This window comes from Pseudomonas violetae (assembly GCF_023072615.1).
In the GTDB taxonomy this organism is placed as follows: domain Bacteria; phylum Pseudomonadota; class Gammaproteobacteria; order Pseudomonadales; family Pseudomonadaceae; genus Aquipseudomonas; species Aquipseudomonas violetae.
Map to the genome: position 1 here is coordinate 1 of NZ_JAKNRW010000069.1, position 9,993 is coordinate 9,993.

The following is a 9,993-nucleotide window of genomic DNA, read 5'->3' on the forward strand; positions in this document are numbered from 1 at the left end:
CTTGCGCACCCAACTGGTGATTCTGGCGCCGACCCCCGAGGCACCAGCGCCCCTGGCACCAGTGCCTGAGCCGCTGCCTGCCGTGGTGCAGCCGTCGCCGGAACCTCTGCCAGCGACTCCGGCCCCGATCAAGCCGGCTGTCGATCCCCAAGTCCAGGCGCAGAAACTGCAGCAGGCCGCCCTGGCTCGTAAACGGGTTGAAGAGAAAAAGCGCGACCTTCAAGCCGAGCAACAACGTGAACGCCTGGAAGCGCAAAATCGTGCTCGTGAAGCCGAACAGCAGCGCCTGGCGCAACAGCAATTACAGCAGGCCGAACAGGTGCGCCTGAGTGCCGAACGAGCCCGTCAACAAGCTGCCCAGGCCGCTGCCGACAGTCGCCAGTACCTGCCATTGAGCAAGGAAGCGCCGGATTATCCGCAGCGCGCGCTGGACAAGAACCTGGAGGGCGATTGCACTGTGGAGTACACGGTCAACCCGCAGGGCAAGGTCGAGCATCCGAAGGTGCTTGATGGCTGTCATCCGCTGTTCATGCGACCTTCGCTGGCCGCTGCCGATACGTTTCGTTATCAGCCGCGAATGATCGATGGCAGGGCGGTGTCGGTACCGGCGGTGCGCAATACCTTCCACTACCGGATCAAGTGATTTCTGTTATTCCATAAATGAATATATGGGTAATTATTTATTCATTTTAAGGTTATTTTGCCCAGTGCACTTTGAGGGCCTGCACATGCGTGCCAACAGACCTGTCCCCCTGTGGGAGGTGAAATCTGTGGGACCAAGCTTGACTCCCACAGGGTGCCGCCAATCATTGATCCTGCAGGACGCAGGCAATTATTGATCGTTCTCACAATTCACCATCCACGCCACCCCAAACCGATCCTGCAACATCCCAAATCGCGCAGCCCAGAACGTCGCTTCCAGCGGCATCTGCACGCTGCCGTCCTCGGCCAATGCATTAAATACTCGCTCAGCCTCGGCAATGCTGTCGACATTCAGCGATATGGAGCAGCCGGCCATGTTATCCGTAGGCCGATCCGGGGTCGTATCCGAGCCCATGATGGCCTGGTCGCCTACCGAAAGCCGGGTGTGGATGATCAGGTTGTGCAGGTCTGCGGGTACCTGTTCGCGGGCGGGGCTCTCACCGAAGGTCATCATGACGTCGATGCTGCCTTTAAACGCCTGGGCGTAGAAAGTGAAGGCGGCTTTGCAGTCGCCGTTGAAGATGAGATAGGGATTGATTTTCATGACTCAGCTCCCGGTCATTGAAGAGAATTGACCCGGGTAGCAAAGCGCTAAATCGCGGCGATTGCCGAGGTTTTTTTAGATGTTTTTTCTATGGATGACGCCAGGCTTATTGCCTCACTCGAGCGACGCGGGGCCAGCAGCCGTTCGATGGCACCGCTGACCATGTTCTCTAGCAGCTCGTCGCGCTCGGTTTCTGCCAGCGGGTGGAGCGTCAACCAGGTGGGGGCGCTGTTGAGCAGCGCCGCGATGGCATGTCCGGCCGCGAGCAGGCCCTGTTCACTGAAGCGCGAGCGCACCCCGAGCATCTTCATCAATTTGCGCTCGTACTGCTCGCGCAGTTGCCGTACTCGCGCCTGTTGTTCCTCGTTCAAGCAACTGCTGTCGCGCTCTACCAGGCGAAAATGCCAGGGCATGTCTTCATGCAGACTCAGGTGGGCGCGGATCAGGCTGCTGAGTCGTTCGCGCTTGGCCGGGGCCTTCTGTTCGATACGGCCCAGGGTTGCCAGCAGCTCTTCGTAGAACTCCTCGATCAGATCGAGGAGCAAGTGCTGCTTGCTGGGGTAGTGGTGGTACAGCGAGCCGGGGGCGAGCCCCAGGCAGGTGGCGAGTTCACGCATGCCGACCTGGCCGAAACCCTTGCTGGCAAACAGCTCCAGCACCTTGTCCCGGTACTCGGCAAAACGTGAACAGCGCTCAGGCATAGGCATGGAAGCCACGCCCCGTTTTACGTCCCAGGTAGCCGGCGGCGACCATCTCCTTGAGCAGTGGAGCGGGGCGGTATTTGCTGTCGTTGAAGCCGTCATAGAAGGCTTCGAGAATTGCCAGCACGGTGTCCAGGCCAATGAGGTCGGCCAATGCCAGCGGGCCGATCGGCTGGTTGCAGCCCAGGCGCATGCCAGCGTCGATGTCTTCGGCGCTGGCCAGGCCTTCCTGGAACACCAGGATGGCTTCGTTGATCATCGGCACCAGAATCCGGTTCACCACAAAACCGGGGCGGTTGCCGGCGGTAATCGCGGTCTTGCCCAGGGTGGTCGCCATCCCCAGCGCCAGGGCGTGGGTCGCGTCGCTGGTTTGCAGGCCGCGGATCACCTCGATCAAGCCCATTACCGGTACCGGGTTGAAGAAGTGCAGGCCGATAAAACGCTCGGGCTGGCTGACACTGGCAGCCAGTTGAGTGATGGACAGCGACGAAGTGTTGGAGGCGATCACGCATTCGCTGCCCACTTGCGCGGCGATCTGTTGCAGCACCCGCAGTTTAAGTTCGAGATTTTCGGTAGCGGCTTCTATCACCAACTGCACTGCCTGCAGGCTGCTGTAGTCGGTGCTGGTGCGGATCCGGGCGAGGGTCGCGAGCTTTTGCGCCTCGGTCAGCGTGTCCTTGGCCACTTGCCGGTCGAGGTTCTTGCCCACAGTCCCGAGTGCCTTTTGCAGGGCGCTCTCGTTGATGTCCAGCAGGATGACATTGAAACCGGCCTGGGCACACACCTGGGCGATGCCATTGCCCATGGTGCCCGCGCCGATTACGCCAATATTTTGCAGATCCATGTTCCAGTCCTTGCGCTCAAAACCGTGCGATACCTTGGCCGTCGAGTCAGCCAAAAGCGTACTATTGGCCGCGAGTCTAGAGCGGGCGGGGCGGTTGTCCTATGCCGCAACTGTTCAAGGCAGCTGGTGTTTTTTGCCATTCGAATACTGGGGAGTGAAGCGTTCACATGCGGGAAAAGGATTCGGTCGCCGCCTATTTTGTGCAAGCCATGGTCCAGGAGCTGGGTGCCGATCCGTTGCGTCGCGAAGCGTTGCTGCTACAGGCTGGCATCGACCCGGTGCTGGTTGACCAACCCACCGCGCGAGTGCCTGCCAGCGCGTTTGCCGCGCTGTGGCTGATGCTGATCCGCGAGCTCGATGATGAATTTTTCCTGCTCGACTCCCATGGCATGCCGCCGGGTGCCTTCGCCCTGATCTGCCGGGCGCTGATTCAGGAACCCGACCTGCACAAGGCCATGCGCCAATGCCTGGCCAACTTCGGCCTGTTCCTGCGCGACTTTCGCGGCACGCTGACCGTGCGTGGCAAGCGTGCGGTCATCAGCCTGGAGTCCAAGGCGAAAAATCCCGATGTCAGTCGATTCGGCGAGGAGACTTTCATGGTGCTGATGATCAGCCTGCTGTGCTGGCTCGGTGGCCGGCGCATTCCGATCGACCGCGCCGACTTTCGCCACGCTCGGGTGGCCCTCAGCGATGATCGCCTGCTCTGGGGGCCCAACCTGACGCTCGGTGCCGAGCGCACCGAGATCGAGTTCGCCAGCCATTACCTGCGCCTGCCCGTGGTCCAGGACCTGGCCTCGCTGAAAGTGTTCCTGCGCACGGCCCCGCAGTGGCTGGTGATCCGCTTCCGCAATCAGCATGGCCTGGCCTCGCAAGTGCACCAGCGCCTGCGCAACAGCCAGTACAGTGACTGGCCGACCCTGCAGGCGTTTGCCCTGGAACAGCACCTGAGCCCCAGCACCTTTCGCCGCAAGCTCGAACGGGAAGGCTGTTCTTACCAGGAAATCAAGGACGAAGTGCGCCGTGGCGTGGCGTTCGAGCAGTTGCGCGAGAGCCGTGCGAGCATCGGCGACATTGCCGAGCGCCTGGGTTTCCAGGAGCCAAGCGCGTTTCACCGGGCGTTCAAAAAGTGGACTGGGGAGAGCCCGGGCAAATACCGGGCGCGCTTCCAGGGGCCCTTGGCGAAAGTTCTGACGGACGCTTCTGATTAAGCGCGGCCCCGATGTTTTCCTGCATTTCGGCCTGTACAGTCGTAGTGTCTGCCCCCATGGAACTGGAGCTGTCGCCGTGACCGATATCGAGAACATTCCCCCGCGTACCGCAAACCCCGATCGATTCAAACAGTTGAGCCAGTGCCTGTTGTGGCTCAACGAGCGCGCCTGGCCGTTGACCGTGGGCATTCTGCTCATGGCCGGGGTGTACCTGTACCAATACATCCAGGAAGAAAAGATCCCGCTGAGCATCACCTCGTCGGCGGTCATCACGGCTCTGCCGGTGATGTCGGCGATCCTGGTGTTCATCATTACGATCCTGGTGGCTTTTGTATTGCTGCCGATCTTCGTGCTGTTTCATCGATTCAACGATTCGAACCGGCGCCTGAGTGACGAACTCACCCTGGGCCCGGCCACCGCGCAACAGCGCAAGCGTCATAAGCGCATGCTGGGACGTTGGGCGGCCAGCCTGGTGGTGCTCGGTACGTTCTGCGCGTTGTTGAGCGTGATCGGCTCCCAGGTTTCTGGTACCTGGTACTGGGCCCTGGCGGCGGTCGTGGGAACTGCGTTGACCATCGCCGCGTACTATTGGCTGATGACATGGGGTGTTGAAGGCCCCATGTCGATGGACTTTCGCTTTGCCTGCCTGATGTCGGCCTTCGTGCAGATGGGCGTGATTCTCAATGTGACCATCGTAGCGATCGACATCGCCGGCCATTATGTGAGCAATTTGTGGTGGATTGTGCCACTGATGCTGGCGGAGTTGCTGGTGCTATGGATTATTCAGCTGCTGGGTGCGCTGTTCGTGATGAAGATGCGCAGCCACGATAATCCCCTTGCGCTGGTGGCGTGCGCGGTGTTGGTACTGGTCATGGTGCTGGGGCTTTATCCTGCCTCGGGCGCCAAGCTGGGCGGATTCGCCTTCCAGGTGTCCGCGTCCGGCGCGCGCAATTGCACGGTGCTGAATTTCGGCCCCGAAAGTAAAGGCTTCGAATCGATCACCGATCCCGACAGGCCCGGTTTCAGTCGCCCATTGCGGGTCATTGCCGAAGCGGACGGCACGTACTTTGTGCGGTTGTGGAAGGCCGATACCAAGGCGGTGCAGTTTGTCCCACGGGCTGGTCTGGTGGGCGTGGATGTCTGTCCAACCGATAAGGTGAAAACAGCGGCGGTCACAGTGACCGCCCCGACCCCAGGCTGAAGTACCATGGCGCACTAACGCCATTACCAAGCCGAGTTCAGTACCACATGCCAGTCGCCCTGAATCGCGTCACCTCCTTGCTCGACCAGGCCCGACGCGCCTTGCTACTGGTCTGGGGCACCTCCCGCGCGCTGTTCATCGGCCTGGTGATCGCCACCCTGATCGCCGGCATCCTGCCGGCGCTGGCCGCGTGGCTGGGCCAGCGCATTGTCGATGCGGTGGTGTTCGCCATGCAGTTGCACGCCCAGCAGGGCAGTGCACCGTTGTGGCCAGTGGTGCGCTACGTGTTGTTCGAGGCGGGCGTGCTCGCCCTGTTGTCCGCGACCCAGCGCGCGCTGTCGGTCCAGCAGTCGCTGTTGCGGGTGCAGTTGGGGCAGAAGGTCAACACGATGATTCTGGAAAAAGCCCAGACCCTGTCCCTGGTGCAGTTCGAGAATTCCGAGTTCTACGACAAGCTGGTGCGGGTGCGGCGCGAAGCGTCGACCCGGCCCCTGGCGCTGGTGATGAAATCGCTGGGGCTGATCCAGAACCTGATCATGCTGATCAGCTTCGGCGTGCTGCTGGTTCATTTCTCGCCCTGGGCCCTGGCGTTGCTGGTGGTCGGTGCGTTGCCGGTGTTCTTCGCCGAGGCGCATTTTTCCGGGGATGCTTTCCGGTTGTTCACCCGTCGCGCGCCGGAGAGTCGGCAGCAGAATTACATCGAGACCCTGCTGTCCCACGAGGCCTACATCAAGGAGGTCAAGCTGTTCGGCTTCGCGCCGTTGCTGTTGCAGCGCTACCGGGACACATTCGCGCGGCTCTACGCCGAGGACCGGCGCCTGACTGTGCGCCGCGATGGCTGGGGTTTTGTCCTCGGGTTGCTGGGCACCGCGGCGTTTTACCTGGCGTACGCCTGGGTGGTGGTCGATACCGTTCACGGCAGCATCACCCTGGGCCAGATGACCATGTACCTGGTGTTGTTCAAGCAGGGGCAATCGGCGGTGAGCAGCAGCCTCAGCGCCATCAGTGGTCTCTACGAGGATGGCCTGTACCTGTCGAGCCTTTACGAATACCTGGGCGAACCGGTGGTGGCCGACACTGGACACCTGACCGTGGGCGCGGTGCCGGGCGATGGCTTGCGCTTCGAGAATGTCGGTTTTCGTTATCCGGGGGCCAGTCGCGCGGCCCTGGAAGGCATCGACCTGCACCTGGTGCCGGGCCACAGCGTCGCGCTGGTCGGGGAAAACGGCTCAGGCAAGACCACGCTGATCAAACTGCTGACCCGTCTGTATCGTCCGGACCAGGGGCGCATCCTGCTCGATGGCAGCGACCTGCAAGCGTGGGAAGAAGAGGCGCTGCGGCGGCGCATCGGGGTGATTTTCCAGGACTACATTCGCTACCAGTTCACCGTGGGTGAAAACATTGGAGTGGGTGATACTCGGGCCTTCAACGATGAACCGCGTTGGCAGGCGGCAGCCACTGAAGGCATGGCCGCGCCGTTCATCGAGCAGCTGGACCACGGTTACGCAACTCAATTGGGTCGCTGGTTTGCCGGTGGTCAGGAGCTGTCCGGCGGGCAATGGCAGAAAATAGCTTTGTCCCGAGCCTACATGCGCCGCGATGCCGACATCCTGATTCTCGACGAGCCGACCTCGGCACTCGACCCGGCGGCGGAGGCGGCGGTGTTCGAACACTTCAGCGAACACACCGAAGGGCGCATGAGCCTGCTGATTTCCCACCGGTTTTCCAGCGTGCGTAATGCCGACCACATCATCGTGCTCGAACAGGGGCGGATACTCGAACGGGGCGATCACACCAGCCTGGTGGCGGCCGATGGGCGCTATGCGCAGCTGTTCCACTTGCAGGCCCAGGGTTACCGCTAAGTCTCAGGAGTCGTGCGCGGCCCGGGCGACGGCAGGCCCGGCCATCTGCGGCGGCTTGGCGTTCATCAGGCTTTCCAGCGCCTGGCGGTACTGCGCACCGCCCAGGCTCATGCTGTTGTTATGCGTGCCGCCGGGCACCAGCAGCAGGCGCTTGGGTTCGTTGGCGGCGTTGAACAGCTGCTGGCTGAAGCGCGACGGCATGAACGGATCGGCCAGGCCGTGAACCACCAGCAATGGCATGTCGATGTCGACGATCTTGTCGATCGAAGCGAATTTCTGCGACAGCAGCCAGCGCACTGGCAGCCATTTCACCGGCAGATTGTTATCCGCCACCTGGGCCACTGCATCCCCCAGTGAAGTGAAGGTGGACTCGATCACCAATCCGCGCACTGGCACCGGGTCGCGGTTCTTTTTCGCCTGGGCCGCGAGGTCGGCCGCCAGGTCAATGGCCACCGCACCGCCCAGGGAATGCCCGTAGATCAGGCGCTTGCTGGCGTCGGGCTGCATCGCCGTAAAGCGCTCCCAGGCGGCACGTGCGTCTTCGTAGACACTGGCTTCTGAAGGCAGGTCGCCCTTGCTCTGGCCAAAACCGCGGTAATCTATAGCGAGCACCGAATAGCCCATGGCGCGCAGTTGCTCGATGCGAAAAGCCTGGCCGGTCAGGTTCCAGCGCACGCCGTGCAGGTACAGGATTGACGGCGCATCGCGGCGCGCCGCTGGCCACCACCAGGCATGCAGGGATTGCCCTGCCTTGAAACCGGAGGGCTTGATGTCGAACTCCTGAACGTCCTTGGGCAGGCCTCGATACCAACCGGCGGTTCCCGGTTCTATGCGAAACAGCAACTCGCGTTCCTTGTGCTCCAGCACCCCGCAACTCACCGGCAGGCCGACAATCAGCGCCGCCATGCACAGCATCGATAGCCAGCGGCGGCGCACCAGGGGGAGGAGGGAAGAACGCATCGGGGAAGTTCACCATCAAAAAATCTGAAGCTCGCGTTTTAACAGATGCATGGCTGGGTCGGGAAAAATATCGACAGCCGTAAACTCCCCACAGAGGACCGACTTCCGCTGGCTGCCCCCCGGCAGGCTATCAATCCACCTGCAACACGATCTTGCCGATGTGATCACCGGCCTCCATCCGCGCATGCGCCTGGGATGCCTCGGCAAGGGCAAAGACCTTGTCGATCATCGGCACGCACCGCCCGGCGGCCAGTACCGGCCAGACGTACTCGCGCAACTGTTCGGCAATCGAGGCTTTTTCCTCGCGGGTGCGCGAACGCATCAGCGAGCCGGTGATGGTTGCGCGCTTGCCGAGGATCGCCATCAGGTCGACTTCATTGGCTTTCGCGCCGCCCAGGAAACCCAGCATCACCAGGCGACCGTCCATGCCCAGCGCCGCGATGTTCTGGTTCAGGTACGAGCCGCCCATGATGTCGAGAATTACATTCACGCCTTTGCCGGCAGTCTTGTCCTGGATGACCTGGACGAAGTCCTGGTCGCGATAGTTGATCGCCTCGGCCCCCAGCTGGCGAATCGCCGCGCACTTTTCCTCGCTGCCCGCCGTGGCGAACGCCTTGACCCCGAACTCGCGACACAGCATGAGGGCGGTGGTGCCGATCCCGCTAGTGCCGCCATGAATAAGCGCACGCTGGCCCTTGCTGGCGCCACCCATTTCGAACAGGTTGGCCCACACCGTGAAAAAGGTTTCCGGGACCGCTGCGGCGTGAATCCAGTCCATGCCGTCGGGAATGGGGAGGGCCTGGCTGGCCGGTGCGACACAGAATTGTGCATAGCCACCGCCGTTGGTCAGCGCGCAGACTCGGTCGCCGACAATGAATTCGTTGACGCCGGTGCCGATCGCGACCACCTCACCGGCCACTTCCAGGCCGGGGATCGGGCTCATGCCAGGCTTCATCGGGTACTTGCCGGTGCGTTGAATCACATCGGGGCGGTTGACCCCGGCTGCGTGAACGCGGATCAGTACTTCGCCGGGTGCGGCACTGGGCAGCGCTTCCTTGCGCGGCTGCAAGACTTCGGGGCCGCCAGGCTGGGTGATTTCGATGAGGGTCATGGTCTGTGGCAGGGGCATGGGAATGGCCTGTTTTATCGGGATTAATGGATAGGACCGTGATTTTTTCCAAGAGGTCAAATAATCGGGCGCACAGGCAGCGATCCCATCAGCCGGCGAAGCCGAGCGCTGGCTTCGTAAGCTGCTACAAAGAACGACCGGGCTACGGCATCTCCGGCAACTCCTGCGGCCGCAGATCGCGTACTAAAACCTCAGCACCCACGCCATTGCTCAACGTCAACACCTGTTAATGGCGCACCCGCACACCATCGCCTTCCTGCAATTGCACACCATTGAGCTGGACACTCCCGCTGGCCACGTGCACATAGGCGTAGTGGTTGGCTGCAAGCTCCAGGGTCGCGCTTTCCTTGCCGTCGATCAGTGCCGCTTAGCTCCGTGTATCCTGGCGCACCTTCAGCGAGCCGTTGCTGCCGTCCGGTGAAATGATCAGTTTCAGACGCCCGCGTTTTTTCTGCGTGCACTAAGAAAGTTGCTCTCGTGGCCGCTGCTCGCAAACCGGTCACGATGCTCAACGCCAGAATGCGCGAAGCTTTGCAGGCTGTCGCGCATCTGGCTTGAGAACACATTTGCTACAGGTTTTTTTTTGGGGGGGGTCAGGATCTTTTGTCGTCACCTGGCTCGCCGCCGACGTGCACGCCATGATCGTCACCGACTTCGCCCGAGCGATGAACACCATGGTCGTCGCCCACTTCTCCGGCGCGGTGTACGCCGTGGTCATCACCTGGCTCGTCATGGGTGCCACTGCGTCCGGAGGAGGATGACGCGGAGTTCCCGGAATGGCCCGAGCCATGGTCGCTGCCGCTGTGGCCGCTGCCACTGTTACCACCGCTGCCGCTGCCGCT

Annotated in this window: 9 protein-coding genes and 2 pseudogenes; 4 read left to right on the plus strand and 7 right to left on the minus strand. The window is 61.7% G+C overall.

Features of this window, described 5'->3' with window-relative positions; genetic code table 11:
• The first annotated feature begins 1 nt into the window (after nt 1).
• On the plus strand, nt 2-643 hold the full coding sequence (locus L9059_RS30050; RefSeq protein WP_247295702.1) for an energy transducer TonB: 642 nt from the start codon (nt 2-4) through the stop codon (nt 641-643).
• A gap of 189 nt (nt 644-832) precedes the next feature.
• On the opposite strand, the gene L9059_RS30055 is transcribed toward L9059_RS30050, so the two are convergent.
• Genes L9059_RS30055 through L9059_RS30065 form a run of 3 tightly spaced genes read right to left on the minus strand, consistent with a single transcriptional unit; the run spans nt 833 to nt 2,791 of the window.
• On the minus strand, nt 833-1,246 hold the full coding sequence (locus L9059_RS30055; RefSeq protein WP_247295706.1) for a VOC family protein: 414 nt from the start codon (nt 1,244-1,246) through the stop codon (nt 833-835).
• Between the two features lie 47 nt (nt 1,247-1,293).
• Nucleotides 1,294-1,953, minus strand: a complete 660-nt coding sequence (locus L9059_RS30060; protein WP_247295726.1) for a TetR/AcrR family transcriptional regulator — start codon at nt 1,951-1,953, stop codon at nt 1,294-1,296.
• A complete protein-coding gene (locus L9059_RS30065) occupies nt 1,940-2,791 on the minus strand; it encodes a 3-hydroxybutyryl-CoA dehydrogenase (RefSeq protein WP_247295746.1) in 852 nt (283 codons plus the stop codon). Before L9059_RS30065 ends, L9059_RS30060 begins: the two co-directional genes overlap by 14 nt.
• A 167-nt stretch (nt 2,792-2,958) precedes the next feature.
• On the opposite strand from L9059_RS30065, the gene L9059_RS30070 reads away from it, so the two are divergent.
• From L9059_RS30070 to L9059_RS30080, 3 genes are all read left to right on the plus strand, one after another.
• Entirely contained in the window at nt 2,959-3,999 is a 1,041-nt protein-coding gene (locus tag L9059_RS30070) for an AraC family transcriptional regulator (RefSeq protein ID WP_247295764.1), read from the plus strand.
• A gap of 76 nt (nt 4,000-4,075) precedes the next feature.
• Nucleotides 4,076-5,200 (plus strand): hypothetical protein, encoded by a 1,125-nt coding sequence (locus L9059_RS30075; protein ID WP_247295768.1) that lies wholly within the window; start codon nt 4,076-4,078, stop codon nt 5,198-5,200.
• Between the two features lie 47 nt (nt 5,201-5,247).
• Nucleotides 5,248-7,062, plus strand: coding sequence for an ABC transporter ATP-binding protein (locus tag L9059_RS30080; RefSeq protein WP_247295846.1), 1,815 nt, complete (start codon nt 5,248-5,250; stop codon nt 7,060-7,062).
• 3 nt (nt 7,063-7,065) lie between these two features.
• Here the strand turns inward: L9059_RS30080 and L9059_RS30085 are convergent, their stop codons facing one another.
• The 4 genes and pseudogenes from L9059_RS30085 to L9059_RS30100 form a co-directional block, all read right to left on the minus strand.
• On the minus strand, nt 7,066-8,022 hold the full coding sequence (locus L9059_RS30085; protein ID WP_247295863.1) for an alpha/beta hydrolase: 957 nt from the start codon (nt 8,020-8,022) through the stop codon (nt 7,066-7,068).
• A gap of 130 nt (nt 8,023-8,152) precedes the next feature.
• Nucleotides 8,153-9,151: an NAD(P)H-quinone oxidoreductase gene (locus L9059_RS30090; protein ID WP_247295866.1), complete on the minus strand. Its 999-nt coding sequence runs from the start codon at nt 9,149-9,151 to the stop codon at nt 8,153-8,155.
• 142 nt (nt 9,152-9,293) lie between these two features.
• Nucleotides 9,294-9,605: pseudogene (locus tag L9059_RS30095) on the minus strand (pirin family protein); the annotation flags it as partial.
• A gap of 139 nt (nt 9,606-9,744) precedes the next feature.
• Nucleotides 9,745-9,993, minus strand: a pseudogene (locus tag L9059_RS30100) (hypothetical protein); the annotation flags it as partial.

What these genes read in the sequence shown, in the direction of transcription:
- L9059_RS30055 (WP_247295706.1), bottom strand. Translation starts at nt 1,246, where the DNA reads ATGAAAATCAATCCCTATCTCATCTTCAACGGCGACTGCAAAGCCGCC.
- L9059_RS30060 (WP_247295726.1), bottom strand. Translation starts at nt 1,953, where the DNA reads ATGCCTATGCCTGAGCGCTGTTCACGTTTTGCCGAGTACCGGGACAAG.
- L9059_RS30065 (WP_247295746.1), bottom strand. Translation starts at nt 2,791, where the DNA reads ATGGATCTGCAAAATATTGGCGTAATCGGCGCGGGCACCATGGGCAAT.
- L9059_RS30070 (WP_247295764.1), top strand. Translation starts at nt 2,959, where the DNA reads ATGCGGGAAAAGGATTCGGTCGCCGCCTATTTTGTGCAAGCCATGGTC.
- L9059_RS30080 (WP_247295846.1), top strand. Translation starts at nt 5,248, where the DNA reads ATGCCAGTCGCCCTGAATCGCGTCACCTCCTTGCTCGACCAGGCCCGA.
- L9059_RS30085 (WP_247295863.1), bottom strand. Translation starts at nt 8,022, where the DNA reads ATGCGTTCTTCCCTCCTCCCCCTGGTGCGCCGCCGCTGGCTATCGATG.
- L9059_RS30090 (WP_247295866.1), bottom strand. Translation starts at nt 9,151, where the DNA reads ATGCCCCTGCCACAGACCATGACCCTCATCGAAATCACCCAGCCTGGC.